General features: G+C 48.5%; 16 protein-coding genes and 1 pseudogene. 6 read left to right on the forward strand and 11 right to left on the reverse strand.

Annotated features, from left to right (window positions below):
- Window positions 1–8: 8 nt before the first annotated feature.
- Window positions 9–383, reverse strand: a complete 375-nt coding sequence (locus ACS18Q_RS18530) for a DUF3319 domain-containing protein (RefSeq protein WP_038152387.1) — start codon at window positions 381–383, stop codon at window positions 9–11.
- A 101-nt stretch (window positions 384–484) separates the two neighbouring features.
- Between ACS18Q_RS18530 and ACS18Q_RS18535 the strand changes: the two genes are divergently transcribed.
- Complete coding sequence (locus ACS18Q_RS18535) at window positions 485–1,453, forward strand: tyrosine-type recombinase/integrase (RefSeq protein WP_441258189.1); 969 nt, start codon at window positions 485–487, stop codon at window positions 1,451–1,453.
- Here ACS18Q_RS18535 and ACS18Q_RS18540 read toward each other — a convergent pair.
- Entirely contained in the window at window positions 1,437–2,441 is a 1,005-nt protein-coding gene (locus ACS18Q_RS18540; RefSeq protein ID WP_055465272.1) for a D-alanine--D-alanine ligase, read from the reverse strand. The two genes, ACS18Q_RS18535 and ACS18Q_RS18540, sit on opposite strands and share 17 nt — an antisense overlap.
- A gap of 159 nt (window positions 2,442–2,600) precedes the next feature.
- Window positions 2,601–3,185 carry an SPOR domain-containing protein gene (locus tag ACS18Q_RS18545; protein ID WP_004728146.1) on the reverse strand — a complete coding sequence of 195 codons (585 nt, stop codon included), beginning with the start codon at window positions 3,183–3,185 and terminating at the stop codon, window positions 2,601–2,603.
- A gap of 216 nt (window positions 3,186–3,401) precedes the next feature.
- Here ACS18Q_RS18545 and ACS18Q_RS18550 point away from each other — a divergent pair, with 216 nt between their 5' ends.
- Window positions 3,402–6,089 carry a bifunctional acetate--CoA ligase family protein/GNAT family N-acetyltransferase gene (locus tag ACS18Q_RS18550; protein ID WP_441258190.1) on the forward strand — a complete coding sequence of 896 codons (2,688 nt, stop codon included), beginning with the start codon at window positions 3,402–3,404 and terminating at the stop codon, window positions 6,087–6,089.
- A gap of 50 nt (window positions 6,090–6,139) precedes the next feature.
- Here the strand turns inward: ACS18Q_RS18550 and ACS18Q_RS18555 are convergent, their stop codons facing one another.
- Window positions 6,140–7,036, reverse strand: a complete 897-nt coding sequence (locus tag ACS18Q_RS18555) for a LysR substrate-binding domain-containing protein (protein WP_370447175.1) — start codon at window positions 7,034–7,036, stop codon at window positions 6,140–6,142.
- A gap of 244 nt (window positions 7,037–7,280) precedes the next feature.
- On the opposite strand from ACS18Q_RS18555, the gene ACS18Q_RS18560 reads away from it, so the two are divergent.
- The gene (locus ACS18Q_RS18560) at window positions 7,281–9,383 is read left to right on the forward strand and encodes a TonB-dependent hemoglobin/transferrin/lactoferrin family receptor (RefSeq protein ID WP_038152135.1); all 2,103 of its coding nucleotides are present in this window, start codon (window positions 7,281–7,283) and stop codon (window positions 9,381–9,383) included.
- 371 nt (window positions 9,384–9,754) lie between these two features.
- Here the strand turns inward: ACS18Q_RS18560 and ACS18Q_RS18565 are convergent, their stop codons facing one another.
- From ACS18Q_RS18565 to ACS18Q_RS18580, 4 genes are all read right to left on the reverse strand, one after another.
- Window positions 9,755–10,006, reverse strand: coding sequence for a hypothetical protein (locus tag ACS18Q_RS18565; RefSeq protein ID WP_441258191.1), 252 nt, complete (start codon window positions 10,004–10,006; stop codon window positions 9,755–9,757).
- Between the two features lies 1 nt (window position 10,007).
- Entirely contained in the window at window positions 10,008–11,699 is a 1,692-nt protein-coding gene (locus tag ACS18Q_RS18570) for an SgrR family transcriptional regulator (RefSeq protein ID WP_154179882.1), read from the reverse strand.
- Window positions 11,700–11,780: 81 nt separating this feature from the next.
- The gene (locus ACS18Q_RS18575; protein WP_004728152.1) at window positions 11,781–12,014 is read right to left on the reverse strand and encodes a DUF3389 domain-containing protein; all 234 of its coding nucleotides are present in this window, start codon (window positions 12,012–12,014) and stop codon (window positions 11,781–11,783) included.
- Complete coding sequence (locus tag ACS18Q_RS18580; RefSeq protein WP_154179881.1) at window positions 12,015–12,467, reverse strand: hotdog fold thioesterase; 453 nt, start codon at window positions 12,465–12,467, stop codon at window positions 12,015–12,017.
- Window positions 12,468–12,639: 172 nt separating this feature from the next.
- Here ACS18Q_RS18580 and ACS18Q_RS18585 point away from each other — a divergent pair, with 172 nt between their 5' ends.
- A complete protein-coding gene (locus ACS18Q_RS18585; protein ID WP_238770901.1) occupies window positions 12,640–13,428 on the forward strand; it encodes a M48 family metallopeptidase in 789 nt (262 codons plus the stop codon).
- A gap of 141 nt (window positions 13,429–13,569) precedes the next feature.
- Window positions 13,570–14,136, forward strand: coding sequence for a PhnA domain-containing protein (locus ACS18Q_RS18590; protein WP_038152145.1), 567 nt, complete (start codon window positions 13,570–13,572; stop codon window positions 14,134–14,136).
- A gap of 85 nt (window positions 14,137–14,221) precedes the next feature.
- Here ACS18Q_RS18590 and ACS18Q_RS18595 read toward each other — a convergent pair whose 3' ends face one another.
- The 3 genes and pseudogenes from ACS18Q_RS18595 to ACS18Q_RS18605 form a co-directional block, all read right to left on the reverse strand.
- Window positions 14,222–14,413 (reverse strand): hypothetical protein, encoded by a 192-nt coding sequence (locus ACS18Q_RS18595; RefSeq protein ID WP_004728156.1) that lies wholly within the window; start codon window positions 14,411–14,413, stop codon window positions 14,222–14,224.
- Window positions 14,414–14,816: 403 nt separating this feature from the next.
- Window positions 14,817–15,776 (reverse strand): TerC/Alx family metal homeostasis membrane protein, encoded by a 960-nt coding sequence (locus ACS18Q_RS18600; protein WP_041943141.1) that lies wholly within the window; start codon window positions 15,774–15,776, stop codon window positions 14,817–14,819.
- A 451-nt stretch (window positions 15,777–16,227) separates the two neighbouring features.
- Window positions 16,228–17,951 (reverse strand): annotated as a pseudogene (locus tag ACS18Q_RS18605) (bifunctional metallophosphatase/5'-nucleotidase).
- 266 nt (window positions 17,952–18,217) lie between these two features.
- Between ACS18Q_RS18605 and ACS18Q_RS18610 the strand changes: the two are divergent.
- Entirely contained in the window at window positions 18,218–19,849 is a 1,632-nt protein-coding gene (locus tag ACS18Q_RS18610) for an ATP-dependent endonuclease (RefSeq protein WP_004728159.1), read from the forward strand.
- The last annotated feature ends 180 nt before the right edge of the window (window positions 19,850–20,029 follow it).

Genomic DNA, 20,029 nt, shown 5'->3' on the forward strand with positions numbered 1-20,029 from the left:
GATTTCTACTACTTCTTCTGTTGTGCTTCCGCTCGCTGTTTGGCGAGTAAGAAGGCTTCGATATGTTTTTGAATAGCAACTTTAGAACCTTTGATTAAGCGGCCATTAAAAAAACAATACCATCCGTTCGCTTCACCGGTGTCGTTCTTTATCGTGAACCCGTTGAAGTTTTCGTGTGCGCCCGCAGCGACTTCGCGTTTACGGCCCACCGACTCGAATTCTCTCGGGTCGATAATCGATGCCGTGTCACACCACCAATCAATGCTTTTCTTTACGGCGGCTAAGTTGCCCGTTAACACATGGTTCTTGATCTGAACTTGCCACACTTCGTTAGAATTTGGCGCAGATTTAAGGGTAAACCCTCGATAAGTAGCTAAAGCCATACGCATCTGGTTCTTCTAGTTGCAGTTACCTAAATAATAATTGTATATCCTGTGTTAGCAAGTATATTTATCACTAAAACCGTAAGTTATAGTGCGCTAGGATGAAAAAAAACCTTACTATCATCACAGATCAAAGTATTTTAAAACATAAGCTTAATGAGTTTGGTCGTCTTGTCACTCTAGAGCAAGTTGATCAGCTCACGCAGCATCAGTACACTCGTAACTCGCTGCTCGCCTTCACAAAAGATTGGAATCTGTTCCTCAATTTCTGTCAATTACGCGCCGTGCGTGCGTTGCCTGCGTCGGTCACCGCCGTCAGACAGTTTCTTGAACATGAGGCTCGTTCGAGAAAATTCAGCACATTAAAACGTTACGCGGTCACTATTAGTTTAGTCCATACCCTACTCAACCAACGCGATCCAACCGCTAACAGCCAAGTGCGTACCGCCCTTCAGCAACTACGGTTAGACAAACATGGCGATGCCACTCAAGCCTCGAGCTTTGAATCTCATCATCTTCATCAGCTGTTTGAACAATTGAAGAACAAGCAGTCGCCCAAGCCGGTGCGCGATCTCGCCATTTATCATGTGATGTTCGAATGCGCACTCAAACGTGCGGAGCTGAAAGCGCTGCACGTTCATCAACTTGTCATCAATGAGAGTAACGAAGAACAATACACGCTGACGCTTGCTGATTCTCACTATGTGTTATCGTCGCAAGCGAGCCGATGTATCACAAAATGGTTGAATTGCATTGGGGAACACGATGGTGTGCTATTTCGCGCCATCGACCGTCACGGAAACGTGTCTTCATCGGCGTTGGATGATTCGTCAATCTTTCGAATCTTACGCAATGCCGGCGCTTATTTGGGAGATGAAACGCTGAAGTTTTCCGGACAATCAACACGAATTGGCGCCGCGAAAGAGTTGGCCAAACAAGGCTACAAAGCGAAAGATATACAGGCGTTTGGGCGTTGGCTCAGCCCCGCAATGCCTTATCAATATATGGGTAATGACCACACTGCGGAGCGAGAGAAGCTAAAATTTGTGAAATTTAAGCCTTGGGAGTAAGAGAACGACGCACGCAATCTGCGAGGAATTCATCGAATTGATGGCCATTGTTCGCCAACATTTTCGGGAACATGGAAATTGGTGTCATGCCGGGAAAGGTATTCACTTCATTCAGATAAACGTGACCTTCTGGCGTCAAGAAGAAGTCAATGCGTGACAAATGACGCAGTTTCATGTGCGTAAACACCTTCTGTGCCACATGATGAATCAACGCTTGTTGTTCATCGGTTAGGTTGCCAGCTTCCACTTCCGTACGAGAATGGCTGTCGGTGCTATACTTCTCTTCGTAGCTGTAAAACGCATCTTCTGGCGCGATAATTTCACCTGGTTTGGTAATGAACAGCTCGCCATTCATTTCATAAGCTGCAACTTCCAGCTCACGAGGTTTCACCGCTTGCTCGACCAACACTTGCTCTGAATAGCTAAACGCCGCATCAATCGCCGCCGCAATTTGGTCTTCTTTTGTGACCTTGTAACAGCCAACCGAAGAGCCTTGGCGCGCCGCTTTGATAAACAAGCTGCCCCATTTCGCAAATGCGTCTTGCGTGTTTTTTAGCGCCTGTGCATTGTTTTCAGACAGGAATAAATAAGGCGTGTTTGGAATATCTAACGCGTCGTACCACAGCTTTGAGGTGATTTTGTTGAAGCTGTTGGAACTGGCTTCAGGGCCACAACCCAAGTAAGGAATGCCTGCCAATTCAAACATAGATTGGATGTCGCCCGTTTCACCCGGGTAACCGTGAATACATGGAATAACGAAATCAATCTTGAGCGACAAACCTTCGCCATTCAACGTGGCTGAGTTCGTATCTAAATACACGATCTCACCCGTATCGGAGAACCATCCCTCTTTTTTCATTTCCACCCTGACCACATCGAAGTCAGGCGTCAGTGATAATTGCTGCTGTAGATAGTTCGCAGAAACCAGCGAAACTTCATGTTCTGAAGAGCCGCCGCCACACAAAAGTAAGATAGTTGTTTTTGTCATTAGATCTTTCCGTGACACCAAATAGGAATTGCCCACTATGATAGTCAATTCGTCATGAACTTACACTGTTCGAGACAATTTCTCACACAATCATGGTTTAAGTGGTTAGAGAACAAACAACAAAGGGGCTAAATAGCCCCTTTGTTGCGTCAGTCAGAGTTAGTTCAACTTGTTTAATGTTGGGAACTCTGAATTCTTGATGGAGTCGATGCTCTTCACGAATGGTTTCAGAGATTGGAACTCACCAGGCAGCGTGCTGATCGCTTCTGCAGCCTCTTTGCGCGTTGCGTAGTCACCATAAAGCACGGTGTACCATTTGGTGCCGTTCACGACTTTGTAGTTTTCCCAAACGGGCTGGCCATCTTTTGGAAGTTTGTTGGCAAACTGATCTACTTTAGTTTGTGTACCCACCGCGACAACTTGAATCGTAAAGCCGTAACGAGGATTCATTTGAACTTGTTTGGCTGTTGGCGGAGTGATTGCAACCGCAGGTTTCGCTTGAGTCTGAGGACTCATCTTGACCACTTTCTTCTCGTTGTCAGCCGGCGTCATCTTAATAACGTTCAGCTCAACGTTTTTCTCGGTCACACCTTCAGCCGTGCCTTCATCAGACACAACAGGTTGCGGAACTTCAGCAACGGCAAACTCTTCCGTATGACTTTCCGTGGTCACATCAGTGATGTAGCTTCCCGAGGAACAAGCAGCGAGGACCGCTGACAAGCCAACAATTGCAACTTTTTTCATGGATTCTTAAACACTCTAAGTAGAAAGTAATTAAATCATGCCGATAGCGGCGCTGAGAATCAAGCACAGCAGCCGAATTATCACCGATATCCTGTGATTTGTGACACAAAGTGGACTCACTTCGCTGCTGACAGGATCACAACCGCATCAAATACACGAACAGTTTAATCCGGAATTGGTTAGGATATAAACAGGTCAACCTGTGGCGCAATAATTATGAATAATTTAAGTCAGTTACTGAAGCCTAAATCCGTTGCGGTGATTGGGGCGTCGATTCGCCCGTTCCGTGCCGGAAACATCGTCATGAAAAATCTGCTTCAAGGTGGATTTGATGGCGCCATTATGCCCGTGACGCCTTATTACCCTTCGGTATGCGGCGTGCTGGCGTATAAAACCATTGATGCATTGCCCTTAGTGCCCGACATCGCCATTTTATGCACGCACGCCTCACGCAACGTCACCATCTTTCGGCAATTGGCGGATAAAGGCGTCTCTAACGTCATTGTACTCTCGTCAGACATGTACACATTAGATGCACAAGGCCGTGAAATTCAAGAGCAATGTACCGCGATTGCCAAAGAATCGGGCATGCGCGTGCTTGGCCCTAACAGCTTAGGCTTGATCCTACCTTGGATCAATTTCAACGGTTCGTTCTCTCCAGTCACCGCATCACGCGGGAACATTGCGTTTATCTCCCAATCGGCAGCAGTATGTACCACCATTCTCGACTGGGCGAACGACAAACAGATCGGCTTTTCCGCGTTTATCTCGTTGGGCAATGCCAGTGACATCGATTTTTCGGATCTACTGGATTGCCTCAGTACCGACAAACACACCGACGCGATTTTGCTCTATGTCGATACGATTAAAGACGCGCGGCGGTTTATGTCTGCAGCGCGTGCAGCCTCACGTAACCGACGCATTCTGGTGTTAAAAGGCGGTCGCACAACCGCAGGTCGCAAAGCAGCGCAAATGCACACTGGGGGCGATGACACGCTCGACATCATTTACGACTCAGCAATTCGCCGCACCGGTATGCTGCGCGTAAACAACACGCACGAACTATTTGCCGCGGTAGAAACCTTAACCCATTCCGTACCACTGCGTGGTGAACGCCTTGCGATCATCACCAACGGTGGTGGCCCGGCGATTATGGCAATCGATACCTTGCTTGAACGTGGCGGGAAACTTGCTGAACTTGAAGCATCGGTGTTCGAGACGCTCAATCAATGCCTACCGCAAAGTTGGTCGCACAGTAATCCCATCGATATCGTCGGCGATGCCGACCACACACGGTACGTGAACGCGTTGAATGCCGTGCTAGACAGTGACGACATTGATGCCATTCTGATCATGCACAGCCCGTCTGCCATTGCGCATTCTGAACAGACCGCGCAAGTCATTGTCGATGCGATCAAAGCACATCCACGCTCGCCACGCTTTAACATTCTCACCAACTGGTCAGGAGAACTCACGGCGAAACCGGCGCGTCAGATCTTCAATCAAGCCGGCATTCCAACATACCGAACGCCAGAAAGTGCGGTGGTTGCGTTCATGCACTTGGTCGAATACCGACGAAACCAAAAGCAACTGATGGAGACGCCCACCACCGCCGAATCCGTGCACGTGTCTGAAGTCAACAGCGCCAAACAGTGGATTAATGAACACCTAGAACAAGCGAACTTGGCACATTTGGATACCCACCAAATCGGGACGTTATTGAAATGTTTTAACTTCAATGTGCTACCGACTTGGATTGCGTCCGATGCCAGTGAAGCGGTTCATATTGCCGAAACCATTGGTTATCCGGTGGCGGTGAAGCTGCGCTCACCAGACATTGCACACAAATCTGACGTGCAAGGGGTCATGCTCAACCTGCGTAACAGCGCTGAAGTGGCGAGCGCGGCGCAAGCGATTTTGGATCGCACCCAAATCTCCTACCCGTCTGCCAATATTCATGGCCTGCTGGTTCAAGGCATGGCAAAACTGGCTGGCGGTGAAGAACTTCGTATTAAGGTTAAACACGACACCACTTTTGGCCCGGTGATTTTGCTGGGACAAGGCGGCTCAGAATGGAATGAATCGATCGATGCCGCGGCAGCGCTGCCGCCGTTGAACATGACACTGGCGCGCTACCTGATTGTGCGTGCAATTCGAAGCGGCAAGATTCGCCTGCAAAAATTGCCCGTCCCGATCGACATTGAGGGCCTGTCTGAATTCTTAGTTCGAATCTCGCAAATGGTGGTAGAGTGTCCGCAAGTACACGAACTGGATATTCATCCAGTCCTTGTCAACGGCAGCCAATTTACCATCCTCGATGCCGACTTAACCTTGAAGCGTTTCGAAGGCGATGCCCAAGGCCGCTTGGCAATCCGCCCATACCCTGCAGAGATGGTGGAAGATGTGGAAGCCAAAGATGGCGAACGCGTCACGATTCGCCCCATCCTGCCTGAAGATGAACCCGACCACGCAGCGTTCATTAAAAAAGTCAGCAAAGAAGATCTCTACAAACGATTTTTCTCGGATGTTGGGGAATTCCACCATGAAGCCCTCGCCAACCTGACGCAAATTGATTACGACCGTGAAATGGCGTTTGTGGCGGTCAGCCACCAAGGAGACAAAGAGGAGATCATTGGCGTCTCACGCGCGCTGATTAACCCAGAAAATACCGATGCCGAGTTTGCGATTTTGATTCGCTCAGACCTAAAAGGAAAAGGCTTAGGCAAGATTTTGATGGGGAAAATCATCGATTACTGTCGCAACAAAGGCACTGCGCAAATTTCAGGGATGACCATGCCCACCAACCGTGGCATGTTGACATTGGCACAACGGTTGGGGTTTGCCGTCGATATCCATTTTGAAGATGGCACCGCCGACATGGTCTTGCCGCTGAACGGTCAGTGAGCTGAAAAGCCACCGCCGGATCTTGACGATCGAGCGGTGGCTTGTTGATCTTAAACCAAATGCCAATTTTTCTTGAGGTATTGAATACACCAAGATTTTGCTTCACCAATCTTGTTTCGGCGCCAGGCCATGATGATTTCCATGTCAATTCCCTGGCTGCCTTCAATCTTCTTGAGTTTTCCCTCAGCAATCAATGGCTCAGCCACATGCTTTGGTAACGTACCAATGCCGAGGCCATTCACCAGTGCTTGGCATTTCGCATTGAAGTTGGTCACTGTCAGGCGCGGTTGCTTTTCCAAAATATTCACGCTCATAGCCGGTTGATCGCGCGCGGTATCGGCAATGGCAATCGCACGGTATTTTTGACGCGCTTCATCATCAAATTCACCGCTGCGTTTATGAACGTAATGATCGCTCGCAGCCACCCACATCATTTCCATGGTGCCCAGCGGTTCCGCTTTCACATCTTGCGGCAAGGTGTCGATTTTCGGACAAATCAACAAATCCGCGCGATCAGCGGCTAACGATTCCCAGCCCCCTGCCAGAATATCTTCTTGAAGGCGCACACGTGTCTTGCTCACATTGCCTAACGCTTCGACCAGCGGGAAGAAGTTGGCAATCGGAATGATGCCATCAAACGCCAACGTGATGTCCAGCTCCCAGCCGTTCGCCAATAAAGTTGCATCGTTCACCAGTTTCTCCGTCGCAGAAAGGATGGCACGTCCCCGCTCCAATATCAGCTTGCCTGCATCGGTGAAGTTCGCTTTATGCCCTGAGCGGTCGAAAATCATGATATCCAGATCCTGTTCCAACTTTTGAATCTGGTAACTCAACGAACTCGGCGCACGATTCAACTCATTCGCCGCCGCTGCAAAACTGCCACGACGCTCAATCGCATCGAGTATGTGTAACGCCTCTAACGTAATTGGACTTTGCAAAACCAACATCCTTATATTGATAGAACGCCCACTAAGCGTGATTCAAATCACACTTATTTAATAAAGTAAAAACTTTATTTCTAGCGTTATTGTGGATTAACTGATTGATTAAATTACTTTAATTGACCTAATTATGACATTTTTAATAGAAAATTGACCGCAACAACACAAATGCAAATGATAGTAATTATTATTTAGATCCAATACACTCTGCCGCGAACATACTTATATGGACTTACTAAGGTAAAAGCAGATGTATAACCGATCCTTACTATCGATGGCGATTGTCCTTGCTCTCTCTCCTTCCGTCTATGCAGACGATTATGCCTCATTCGACGAAGTCGTGGTATCCGCGACCCGCACAAATCAAACGCTCGGTAACACCGCCGCAAAAGTTGACGTGGTGAGTGAGAAAGACATTGAGAAAAACATGTCGAAAGATATCGGCGAAGTGTTTGAATATACGCCAGGTGTCACCGTCAATGGTTCGAATCGTCAAGGCATCCAAAACGTGAATATTCGTGGTGTTGAAGGCAACCGTGTGAAAATCCTGGTTGATGGCGTAGCACAAGCGCAAGCCTTTGACGGGCAACCGTACGACTTCATTAACTCCAGTGCAGTGTACATTGAACCAGACATGGTCAAAAGTGTTGAAGTGGTGAAAGGTGCGGCGTCGAGTTTGCACGGCAGTGACGCCGTAGGCGGTGTTGTGGCATTCGAAACCAAAGATCCGCGTGATTTCTTAAAAGACGGCGAATCCTTTGGCGGCCAAGTGAAGCTCTCCTACTTTTCAGAAGACAAATCATTCAGTGAGCACGTCGCGCTGGCCAACCGTATCGGCGATTTAGAAACCCTCGTGGCATTCACCCGTCGTGATGGCGAGAAAATCGATAACTTCTCAAACAACACCCATGAAAACTACTCCGTCACTGACCAAGATACGTCGAAAAACGATCTGTTGATTAAGCTGCAATATCAGCTCAATCCTGCCCATCGCCTTGAGTTACTGGGGGAAGTCATTCATAACGAATCGGATTCGGACATCTACCACGCCACTTATACGCAATACAGCGGTGAAGACACCACGAAGAAAACCCGCATTGGCTTGAAACATATCTGGAACGCTGATTTGGGCATGGCGGACACCATCACCAGCAAAGTGACGTGGCAGAAGAAAGATGACAACGGCATCACCCACCGCACCAGCTCAACGGCCAGTGAACGCAAAGACTACGTTTACAAAGACAACCGTTGGGATGTCGAAACTCAGTTCGACAAACTGCTGACCATTGGCAGTGTTGAACACAACTTCATTTACGGTGTCAGCCTGACGGCGGCAGACATTGAAAACACCAACATGACCTACAACCTGCTGACCAACACCAGCAGCCAGACGGTGTACACGCCAGACTCGACCGAGCGTAAAGTGGGCGTATTCTTGCAAGATGAGATGGCGTTCATGAACGGCAGCCTGATCATCACTCCGGGAATTCGTTACGACTGGTTTAACACCAATCCGGACGACATTGATGGCACCAGCTACGAGACGTACAAAGATTCCGCTGTCACAGGTCGTGTGGGTGCGGTTTATCACCTCAACGACCAAAATACCGTCTTCTCTCAAGTGAGCCAAGGCTTCCGCGCACCAACCTTCAGCGAACTGTACTACGTGTATGGTGGCGGCTGTTACTACGGCTTCTGTTATGAAAACATTCCAAACCCGGATCTGAAGTCGGAAGAAAGTATTTCGTACGAGCTGGGCTATCGTCATCGCACCGCGGCAACCCGTTCTGAGATTTCGTTCTTCTACAGCGATTACGACAACTTCATCGATCAAACCAGCAGCAACGATGGTTCGATGACCTCGTATTACTACACCAACATCGATCAAGCGACCATTAAAGGTGTGGAACTGAGCAATACCCTATTGCTGGACAAACTGATCAACGCGCCACAAGGGATGAGCACTAAATTGGTTGCCGCCTACACCGAAGGTGAAGATGGCGAAGGAAACCCACTCAACAGTGTTAACCCTTGGAACGCAGTTGTTGCGTTGAACTACGACGCGCCAAGCACACAATGGGGTTCAAGCCTGAAAGTGAACTACACCGCGAAGAAATCATCAAGCGACATCAATAGCGACGATTCTTCACAAACCGAAATGCCAAGCGCGACCATCGTGGATATCACCGCGTATTACAAACCGATCAAAGACGTGACATTGACAGCCGGTATTTTTAACGTGACGGATAAAGAGTACTACAAGTGGAATGACGTGCGTGGTTCCAGCGAACTGGATCTCGATAAGTCTCAGCCAAAACGTAACTTTGCAATCACGGCGAAGTACGAATTTTGATTTCAGAGCTTCCATGATCAAAAAAGCCAGCGAAAGCTGGCTTTTCTTTTATTTAAAACATTCAAAAGGAAAAGAAAAAATGAGAATGAAGTAAATTATTTGTTTTCTGCCATTTCTTTTTTAACCATAACCACAGCGGCTACGATAAAAGTAATAACTAGCGCAAGTTCCATAGTTTCCCCTTATTTTTTAGCAACTTCTCGCTCCAATTCGGAACAACTGCAGTGTATCACTTCCAAAACTTATTGGTAGCCCGAGGCATTAAAATTCTGATTTTTATCGATCGAGATCAAAATTAGACCTAACCCCATGAAATTTTAAGTTTTCTGAACCGATTTTCCAATAATTTCAAAAGATAACTTGGAGAGCGTTCATTTTACCACCACCTTGCCACCCGCAATTTTCCACGCTGGCGCACCGCGAATCATGGCTTCGCGCGCAAACTCGCTCCCACAATTCGGACAACGCCCATCGCCCTGCGTCGCATCTTGAGCGATGCGAGCGTTGAAGCATTTGATGAGCGCGCCCTTGCCGCCTTTATGGTATTTGAATAACACCGTGCGACACTTCGTGCAGGAAATGTCGACCGTCTTCTCAGGCAGTTTTTTTCTCGGTTTTGCCATCTTAATCGAACTCGGGTTTCACCCACACTTGCGCGAAATCAAACCAGCCCAGCGCGTTGCATTTGGCATTTTGCAACGAACCACACTGATCTTTGGAAACACCCAGCCAGCAATGGAACATCGGAATAATTTGATGTTGCTCAACCAACGACTTACCAAGCTCTTTCGCCGGAAAAACCGCCTGTGAGTCAGCACGCCATTGATCCACCAAACTGCACCAATAGTTGAAGTCGTCACCGCGGCTTAAATGCTCGACATCAGAATAATTTAGCAACCAGCCCGCCAACGCATCATCGCGGTGGTTGGCGATGCCCATGGCTTTAATCCAAATATCTACCGCCGTTTCTTCCGTCAATGACAACTCGTATTTAATGAATTCAACATGGATGCCATCTTCATTCAGTACCTGTTGAATCACTTTCGCGAGTGTCGGAAACATCGGATGCTGCGCATGATAAGCGACCGTCACTGAACGTTGCGCCGGCGGTGTGAGGGTAAAATCGCTCGGCGCCTGATGATACCAACCCGGTTTAAGGCCATAAGCGGGTAAAACGCCCAATTCCACCACTTTTTCTTCCGGGATGCGGCGAAACAGATTCAGCGTACTGAGTTTGTTGTGAAAATAGGTGGCCCATTGAGAGTCTTTCGCTAAGCCATTCTTGCGGTTTAATAGCAAGTAGGTACAGCCGGGATCGAGGTCGACGTCTTCGGTCGAAGAACCCCGCGGAGTTTTAATGGGATGCGATAGGCTCGGAAACACCATGGAGGAATGCGCTTCATCAATCACCCACACTTCCACGCGATCAAGCAGCGGCCGAAACCCGAAGTAGCCATCAAAAGCTTGCAGCACCAAACGTTTCTCATCATTGACGATCACTTTGTATGGGCCGCTCCCAATCGGCATCAAATCGAAATCGTCACCGCGCTGTGATTCTGGTAAGAGAATTTTGGCACACGCTTCCGACAGCAACAGCGGCAAACGGTGATCTGGCTTTTGCAGGTGGATATCCACCACGCAGTCACCCGGTGACATCACGGTATCAATGTGAGAGAACAGATTCACAAAACGTAGTTGCCACAAACTTTGGATCACAATGTCGGTGGTCAGTAGTTCGCCATTGTGAAAACGGACACCGGGACGAATGTAAAAACGCCAATGGGTTGGCGTGATAGCTTCCCACGTGTGTGCCAAATCGGGTTGCAGTTGTTCGTCTTCATCAAGACGCGTCAAACCGCTGTAGATTTGGCGAGCGATGTGCAATTCAGAGCGACGCATGGGCTTGAGCGGATTGAGCATCGACAACGGTCGATAGTACGGCAAACGAACCACCTGCAAGCCTTCTTGATGCTGCACGCCTAAGTAACTCTGAATCACTTGCGTGAGCTTGGCAGCATCTTGGTCAAGTACCGACAACGCCTGACCAATTTTTCCCTCTTCAAGATAGCGCCGTGCGAGATTCTCGCTCACATCCGACCGGCTGCGTTTAAACAACAATTGCGACAGTTTGCCTCGGCCAGCGGCGGGATGCCATTCGATCCACCCTTCTTCTTCCATTTTATTCAATACAATCCGCGCGTTACGCCGAGTACAGAACAAAATTTCTGTGACATCTTCAAGTTGGGTGTCTGTGTCCTGACCATTGAAGTGTTCGAACAGGGTTTCGAACTGGACACGTAAGCGAGGGCTACTCATAAAGGGGAAATCTCATTTGAACGACTACGCCAATGAGTTTCCCTATTTTCAAGAGATTTGACAAGTAAGAGCTGGGAATCTTTAAGCGATGTCACAGCCTAATTCAGTGGCGAGCAAACGAAGTTGCGCTTCGTTATCTAACTTCAATGACCATTTCGCTTCAGAGCCGTTCACCGCAACCACATTTGCGCCGCGGCCAATCAGTTCAACGGCATCACTTTGCGCTTGCAACGTGACGTGATGCTCCCCTTGCAAACGAATCACCAACTCATGCGCCGTCACGATGATTTTTCCGCTTTTAAATTCGATGACCATTTACGCCTCAGTGCTCAGTTTTTGTTTGTTGTTCTTGGCTTTCTTCACCGCCATCGTTAAACGGCTGGTACACACCAAACGGCCACGTTCATCGGTGATGGTGATTTGCCATACCTGTGTTGAAACGCCCAAATGAATTGGAGTCGCAGTGCCTACCACATGTCCTTCTCGCATCGAACGGATGTGGTTGGCGTTAATGTCTAGCCCGACACAGTATGACTCATCGTCAACACAGAAATTGGCCGCAATAGATCCCAAGGTTTCCGCCAGTACCACCGATGCGCCACCATGCAACATGCCAAGCGGCTGATGGGTAAAGTGACACACTGGCATCGTCGCAGAGATTGAGTTCTCGCCAATCTCGGTATAAATAATTTGGAGATGATCAATCAGCGTATTTTTTGAGGTAGCGTTAAGAATCTCTAAGCTGATCGGCTTTTTCCAAATGTCCATGTGAATATCCTTACGTTAAGCGGCTGATTGACCCGCCAAAAAAGTGTGAGTTGGCTCTATTGTAACGTGCTGAATGGCAATGACAAAACGACATTCGTCGTCAATTCAGCAAGAGCCATGATATGATTTCAACGTTTTTATCACGCCACCTTATGCTCGACCGGAGATCTCAATGCGCCCATGGTTTAAAGCTTCTTGCATCCTCACAGTAATCGGCCTAACGGCTTGTGCAGCGTCCCCCACGGGTCGCAATCAGATCCTGCTGTTTTCCAACAAAGACATGAGCAGTTTAGGCGCGCAGTCTTTCGACCAAATGAAACAGGAAACGCCGATCAACAAAGACGCAAAAACAAATCGTTACGTGCAATGTGTCGCTAACGCGATTACTGCGCAGATTCCACAGCAGGCAGGTTATGACAGCTGGGAAGTGGTGGTATTTGAAAGCGATCAAGTCAACGCATTCGCGCTTCCAGGCGGCAAAATTGGTGTCTATACCGGCCTGCTCAACGTTGCCGTGAACCAAGATCAACTGGCCACGGTGATTGGCCACGAAGTAGCGCACGTACTCGCCAATCACAGTAATGAACGGTTATCGCAAAGCCAATTAGCCAGTATGGGGCTGCAAGTCACTGACTTGGCGATTGGGTCCTCGGCATACGCACAATATAAAGATATCACCATGGCCGCGTTGGGTGTGGGCGTTCAATATGGGGTGATCCTGCCTTATGGCCGCTCTCAAGAATCCGAAGCGGATATTGTGGGCTTAGAACTCATGGCGCGCGCTGGGTTTAACCCACAGCAAAGTATTGATTTGTGGCAGAACATGGCCAAAGCTTCTGGAGGAAGTCAACCGCCGGAATTGCTCTCCACCCACCCGTCACACAGCACACGCATTCATGATTTAAGCGCAAAGATCAAAACATTACCGACCTCTTCGACGCCACGTCCACAGTGCGGCTGATACAAATCACACAATTTGGGGTTGTTTGTATCAATTCAATACAAATAACCCGTTGATTTACCGTGTTTGATGCAATATCCCTTTAAATCTTGTGCGTAAAGTGGATAATACGCGCCTACGAAATTTTACAAGGTGGGTTTTATGTCTACGGAAGCAACGCTACTTACACGCTGCGAATCTAAATGTGAACTTTGTGCTGCAGAGTCACCTCTATCTCCTTTCGTGGTTGCACCACATACACAAGTGACTGTGGACCACGCAGTGATGCTATGTGATACCTGTAAAGGTCAGATTGAAGACCCAGACACCGTAGATGCCAACCACTGGCGCTGCCTCAATGACAGCATGTGGAGTCAGGTAGCACCTGTTCAGGTGTTGGCTTGGCGTCAACTGAAGCGTCTGGCAACCACTGAAGGTTGGGCGCAGGATCTGGTCGAAATGATGTACATGGAAGAGGAAACTCAGAAGTGGGCAGAAATCGGTATGGATGACGATGCAGACAAACCGCTGGATGTGAACGGCGTTGAGCTGAAAAAAGGCGACGACGTGACCGTGATTAAAGACCTTCCAGTGAAAGGGTCAAGCATGGTGATCAAACAAGGTACTGCGGTACGCGGTATCGCGCTGACAGACGACCCAAAACACATTCAGGGTAAAGTCAACGGTCAGACCATGTACATCATTGCGGAATATTGCCGCAAGAAGTAATTGAGATAAAGCGCGGCTTCGGTCGCGTTTTCTTTATGCCATAAAAAAGCCGACACGAATGTCGGCTTTTTTGTATCACTTTTGCTTAGCGTGACAAACCAATGTCACGTTGCATGTGGCTAGATAATTCTGCACTGTGGTAAGTGCGCGTTTGTTTGTCATCAACAAACAGAATATCAACCAAATGTTTCATCAATCCTTTGAAGTTAACCGCGTAGGTTTTTTTATCCATAGAGGTTGGTGCTGTAACAGTACCCAAACGCATTGCTTGTGCCATGTGAGCCTCTCTTAAATAAATCGGTAACTTACTGTGTTGGCACGAATATTAGGCAACTTCGGAGGATTAAAAAAATGACAAAATTTGGCCATTCGGATTAGTTTAACTTATGAAACAATCCAGCAACAATCGCTAAAATATCCATGCTTAAACACCGCATGATTAGTCACTTTATACTCATTGCTGCGCATAAATAATGAGCAGCAATTTCACGCGTCACAATGACATACAATTTATTTACACAACAAAAAAGCAAATTATTGTGAGCGTGGTTTATACACATGAGATGTACACATGAGATGTACACATGAGATGTACACATGAGCTATACATATAGCCTGTACACATGCTCTGTACAGAAGTGTGCTACGACCGACCCCTGTCAATCGCAGCACATCGTCACCTACTCTTCTGATTTAACGTGACTTAACGTGGCGTGGCGTTGGCCTTTGATCACCGACGCAATCACCGCCGTCAGCATGGTCAACAGCAGTACCAACAGCGAAACTGGGGTTGGAATTTCCCACGCCGATCCCACCAGTAACATTTTGACGCCGATAAACATCATAATGAACGACAGTGCGGGTTTGAGATAGATAAACTTATCCATCATGCCTTGCAACACAAAGTAAAGTGAGCGCAAGCCGAGTAACGCGAACACGTTTGCCGCCAGCACCAAGAATGGCTCACGTGTAACGGCGAAAATCGCCGGGATCGAGTCCAAAGCAAACATCACATCCATAAATGCGATGACGCCCACGACAATGAACATCGGAGTCGCCCACCAACGGTGGTTCTGACGTACCCACAAGGCATTGCCAGCAAACGAATCTGTCACCGGGACAAATCGGCGAATGAGTCGCTCTGGCGCTGGGTTAATTTCCTCATCGCCTTTGTCACGTGCCAGTTGAATCCCCGTCCAGATCAGAAACAGCGCAAACACGTACAGCAACCAGTGATACGTTGCGAGCAGCTCAGCACCGACGAAAATCATCACCGCACGCAGTACCAACGCACCAATCACCCCCCACAATAGCGCGCGAGGACGTAAATGCTCAGGAACGGCATATTGATGAAAGATGATGGCAAAGACGAATAGGTTGTCGACGCTCAACGACTTCTCTAACAGATAGCCAGTGAGAAACGACACGGTCGCTTTTTGCGCGCTATAGTGGCTGTCGGGCGCGTACACGTCCCAGAAATAATAAATGCTTGCAGCAAAAACGAAGGCCAAAGCAAACCAGAACACACTCCAGAGGGTTGCGCGCTTGAGCGTTACATTCCCCCCTCGGGTTTGCCAAATATCGAGAGTAACTAAAGACAGGGTTAGGACAGCAAATCCTACATAAGTTATTGGGGCCATAAATCCTCCATAGGCGGAAGGATTGAAAACCGTCACGTTTCGAAACCTTCCGCATAGCAACGACTACTGCCTTGATTTCAAAGCAGCGTTGAATGCGTTGGTCTCGTCGAAGTGATTGATCTGTTGTTCAACAGTTCAGGCACTCATACTTGCCGGATAAGCCGAAGCTCAACGTGATGACGACAAGTAAACCGATGGCGACTACTCCCCAAACGGCCCCATTTTATGTGCTGGGTTGCATTCAGTCCAGATCTGGATCAAAAAAGGAGCGAATCACGCTCCTTTTTATCAGATCCCGGCAAACGGTAGTACATACACCAATGCCGACCATACGCTCACCCATGCGACAACCACTAATGTGTCTAGCCAGTCTTTGCTCCACATATTTTCCCCCTGCAATTTCCGAGTTGAGAAACTGAGACAGAAAAGACTAAGCAAAGACCGAGCCACTTTATTGCATTGAGTTCATCACTTGAGTTTTGTGACGAGCCAGCAGTGCTGGTTGGTCTGATAACGCTTCGATAAACGCATCGGCCATCGACACCGTACTGACAAAACCTTCCCCTTGCATGTTGATGAGCGCATCGTATCCTTCTTTACCTTTCATGGTATAAGCCGACGACGTTCCGCAATAAAGTCCTTTTGGATCAACAGGTTGCCATTGATTGTCGATGAAAACACGCAGGTTTTGAATGCGTTGTCCCATCGGTTTATCTGCATCGTAATCAAACGATAAATGACTGGTGTAGGGGTAGCTGCCCGAACCCGTTCCAGCCACACCATTATTGGTCGCATTATTGATCGCGCCCTCTAACGTGGCGGCAATCACCTCGCCTTTCACGTGATACACACCGATCGGAACGGCAAACGGAAGTAATTTTCCGGCAATGTCGGCAACAGTCACTTTCCCCGGCAAAATCGAGGTTCTCACGCCACCCGCATTGTGGATCGCGAACTGAACATCGTGACCGCGCTGCCGCATGGCATGAATGAAAGATTGTGCCACCAATGGTGCCAATTCACTCGGGCCTTCTTCATCCGGGATCCGCACATGGCGCAGTTTCTCCGGCGCGTTGGCGATGACTTGACTTTGCAGTTCACGCACACGCGGAATGTATTTATTGAGCAGCAGCCCCTGCACTTGCGGATCTTTCTTACATACCACCACATTGGGATGATTATTGACGTACTCACACGCCTGCAAATGAGCGGTATCACTGCCCGCTTCATTCATACTGGCGTCCAAGAATAGTCGACGTCCCAATAGCAGCTCGTTACGCCCTTCAAAGTTCACCACGTGGCCATCTTGGTCAAAATCGATATGGCAATGACCGAGCGCCAGCGCGTACAAACCCGCTTGAACCACATACGTACCGTTGATGAACTGGCCGTATTCCTCTTCGTTCGACAACCCCAAAGCGCTGAAGTCGCCTTGCAACACGTGGCTGTGGCCTCCCACAATGACGCTGATGCCGTCCACCTGCTCTGCGAGTTCTTTGTCAACGTCGTAGCCTAAGTGACTGACCAAGATGATCTTGTTGATGCCAGCCCGTTGAATTTCGGTCACAGTGTGGCGTGCGGTTTCGAGCGAGTCCACAAACGGAGTGTCGCAATCGGGGTTGGCAATATCCGCCATTTTATCCAGCGACAAACCAAATATCGCCACTTCACTGCCATCAACCGACTTGGTGATCCAGTTCGCGCAACGTCATACGCTTTCACGTTTGCGTTGTCCGATAGGCGATGCGCTTTATTCTGACGCTCCGCCGATAAATCCCAGTTGCCCGCCAACAGCGGGAAATGAATGCGTTTGGCAAACTGCGCCACCGGCTCGTTGCCCATATCCAATTCATGATTGCCCAGCGCCATGGCGTCGATGTTCAACGCATTCAGCATGTCGGCGTTTGCCTTCCCTTTAAACAGGGAAAAGTACAGCGTGCCCTGGAAGCAGTCTCCAGCATGCACAAACACGAAACCCCGTTTCATGCGCTCGGCATCGTCTCTCAATTGTTGAATGCGGGTTGCGATGCGGGCAAATCCACCGGCACTAACAAAAGGCGTCAGCGTTTGGCCGTTCATATCCAGTGTCAGTTGCAGCGAAGTCGGTTCGAAATAGGAATGGGTATCGTTGATGTGTGCCAGAGTGATGGATGTAATCTCTCTCTTTCTTGTCATATATTCTTCTCTTCTCTTTCACTCTCATCCTAGCCCACCGATCATGACAGAATCGTGACTTTTATGAAATGGCTTTGAAAAGAAACTTATCGCATTTGATGTTTGTCACTCTTTACGCCGCCGGAATTTCGTGGCAATTAAAGGGTTAAGTGACTGAATTTGTGATACACACACCTGTTTCTGTGAGTGAACATTCTGCTTAATCTCATGTTTTCCTTTATCCTTAAATAAAACTCAACACAGCGAACAAAAAGGAAGTTGAGCCTATGCATTTAGAGCGAATTGAAGTATCAGGTTTTCGTGGCATTCGTCGTTTATCGCTCACTTTAGATGAACTCACAACGTTAATAGGTGAAAACACTTGGGGTAAATCATCCCTGCTGGACGCCCTGTCTGTCATGTTGCCGTCCAACGGCCAGCCCTATCAATTTGAGTTGCAGGATTTCCACGTCGACTATTCGATCTCCCACCCACAAACGCAGGATATCCAAATCATCCTGAGTTTTGTCGCCTCCGACACCAAAGAGCATCGCGCTGGGCGATATCGCAATCTCAAACCCGTTTGGCGTGAAGATGAGAATGGTCAGCATCGCATTATTTATCGGGTCAGTGGTTCTCGGGTGCAATACGACATCACCACGGAATATGCTTTCCTTGATCTCGATGGCAATCCGATCCCCATTCATCACTCAGAGAGTTTGGCAAAAGAATTGATGAGCTTGCATCCGGTGATTCGTCTGCGCGACTCACGCCAGTTTGATCGACCGTTTGATGGCAAAAATGGTGTGAACTCACGCGTGGAGAAACGCATCAACAACACGGCGCGCCGTTTGATGGCCATTCCCGGTCACGTGAACAAAGGCGAAATGCGCAGTAGCCTAAACGCCATGCATGCGCTGGTGGAACACTACTTCTCGTTTAAAAGTCAGAGCCGTAAAAACCCACGTCGAGAACGTGAAAGTTTGGTGTATGGCTCGCCTGCCAATGAAAAGAGCTTGACCCAAATTGTTGATGAAACCAAGAATCGGCAAACTCGATTACTGCTATTAGGATTATTGAATGCCTATTTGCAGGCCAAAGGCCCGAACGAGCTTCGCCGTTTTGCTCGGCCAATCTTAATCGTGGAAGACCCGGAAGGTCGTCTGCATCCGACACATCTTGCGCGCGCGTGGAGCTTGCTTGAAATGTTGCCAATGCAGAAGATTTTAACCACCAACAGTGGCGACTTGCTGGGTTCCGTACCGCTGCACTCCATTCGCCGCTTAGTGAGAAAGTCGGATAAAACTGTCGCCACCAGCGTACCGGTGCGAGGTTTGAGTCGTGATGAGTTGCGGCGTATCGGCTTTCATATTCGCTTCCATCGTTCCGGCGCGCTCTACGCACGTTGTTGGTTGCTGGTTGAAGGCGAAACGGAAGTGTGGCTCTTTAGTGAGTTGGCACGTCAATGCGGCTATAACTTAGCGGCAGAAGGCGTGCAAATCATTGAATTTGCTCAATCAGGGTTAAAATCACTGATCAAAGTCGCCAAAGCGTTTGGGATTGAGTGGCATGTGGTAACAGATGGCGATGCCGCGGGTAAAAAATACGCGGCCACAGTGCTGGGTATGCTGGGACACGACCAAGAGCGTCACCGCTTAACCGAACTGCCCGACCGCGATATCGAACACTTCTTGTATTCCCACGGCTTTGAAACGTTCTTCAAGGATATGGCGAAGATCCCGTACGATCATCCGATCCCGGCAAAGAAAGTCGTCACCAAGGTATTGAAGAAACATGCAAAGCCCGATTTAGCGCTGGCGATTGTCTCGCACTGTGAAGAGAACGGCATCGACTGCATTCCGGTCTTGCTGCGCTGGACGTTGAAACGTGTCATCACCATGGCTAATGGCAACACATGATGACTCAACCGTGTTTGATATGAATGGCGACACGATTTCGCAGCAGCAACGCATGATGCTGAGGCTTATAAATACAAGCGTGTCGCGGATAAAAAAGAAGGCACACATTCCTGTGTGCCTAGTATCAATGCGGTTCAGCGAAAAGGGACCGTCAAACTGAACGCAAATATCAAATAAACT

It is taken from the genome of Vibrio sp. Vf1514 (assembly GCF_052076135.1).
Lineage (GTDB): Bacteria > Pseudomonadota > Gammaproteobacteria > Enterobacterales > Vibrionaceae > Vibrio > Vibrio furnissii.

What these genes read in the sequence shown, in the direction of transcription:
- ACS18Q_RS18530 (WP_038152387.1), bottom strand. Translation starts at nt 383, where the DNA reads ATGGCTTTAGCTACTTATCGAGGGTTTACCCTTAAATCTGCGCCAAAT.
- ACS18Q_RS18535 (WP_441258189.1), top strand. Translation starts at nt 485, where the DNA reads ATGAAAAAAAACCTTACTATCATCACAGATCAAAGTATTTTAAAACAT.
- ACS18Q_RS18540 (WP_055465272.1), bottom strand. Translation starts at nt 2,441, where the DNA reads ATGACAAAAACAACTATCTTACTTTTGTGTGGCGGCGGCTCTTCAGAA.
- ACS18Q_RS18545 (WP_004728146.1), bottom strand. Translation starts at nt 3,185, where the DNA reads ATGAAAAAAGTTGCAATTGTTGGCTTGTCAGCGGTCCTCGCTGCTTGT.
- ACS18Q_RS18550 (WP_441258190.1), top strand. Translation starts at nt 3,402, where the DNA reads ATGAATAATTTAAGTCAGTTACTGAAGCCTAAATCCGTTGCGGTGATT.
- ACS18Q_RS18555 (WP_370447175.1), bottom strand. Translation starts at nt 7,036, where the DNA reads ATGTTGGTTTTGCAAAGTCCAATTACGTTAGAGGCGTTACACATACTC.
- ACS18Q_RS18560 (WP_038152135.1), top strand. Translation starts at nt 7,281, where the DNA reads ATGTATAACCGATCCTTACTATCGATGGCGATTGTCCTTGCTCTCTCT.
- ACS18Q_RS18565 (WP_441258191.1), bottom strand. Translation starts at nt 10,006, where the DNA reads ATGGCAAAACCGAGAAAAAAACTGCCTGAGAAGACGGTCGACATTTCC.
- ACS18Q_RS18570 (WP_154179882.1), bottom strand. Translation starts at nt 11,699, where the DNA reads ATGAGTAGCCCTCGCTTACGTGTCCAGTTCGAAACCCTGTTCGAACAC.
- ACS18Q_RS18575 (WP_004728152.1), bottom strand. Translation starts at nt 12,014, where the DNA reads ATGGTCATCGAATTTAAAAGCGGAAAAATCATCGTGACGGCGCATGAG.
- ACS18Q_RS18580 (WP_154179881.1), bottom strand. Translation starts at nt 12,467, where the DNA reads ATGGACATTTGGAAAAAGCCGATCAGCTTAGAGATTCTTAACGCTACC.
- ACS18Q_RS18585 (WP_238770901.1), top strand. Translation starts at nt 12,640, where the DNA reads ATGCGCCCATGGTTTAAAGCTTCTTGCATCCTCACAGTAATCGGCCTA.
- ACS18Q_RS18590 (WP_038152145.1), top strand. Translation starts at nt 13,570, where the DNA reads ATGTCTACGGAAGCAACGCTACTTACACGCTGCGAATCTAAATGTGAA.
- ACS18Q_RS18595 (WP_004728156.1), bottom strand. Translation starts at nt 14,413, where the DNA reads ATGGCACAAGCAATGCGTTTGGGTACTGTTACAGCACCAACCTCTATG.
- ACS18Q_RS18600 (WP_041943141.1), bottom strand. Translation starts at nt 15,776, where the DNA reads ATGGCCCCAATAACTTATGTAGGATTTGCTGTCCTAACCCTGTCTTTA.
- ACS18Q_RS18610 (WP_004728159.1), top strand. Translation starts at nt 18,218, where the DNA reads ATGCATTTAGAGCGAATTGAAGTATCAGGTTTTCGTGGCATTCGTCGT.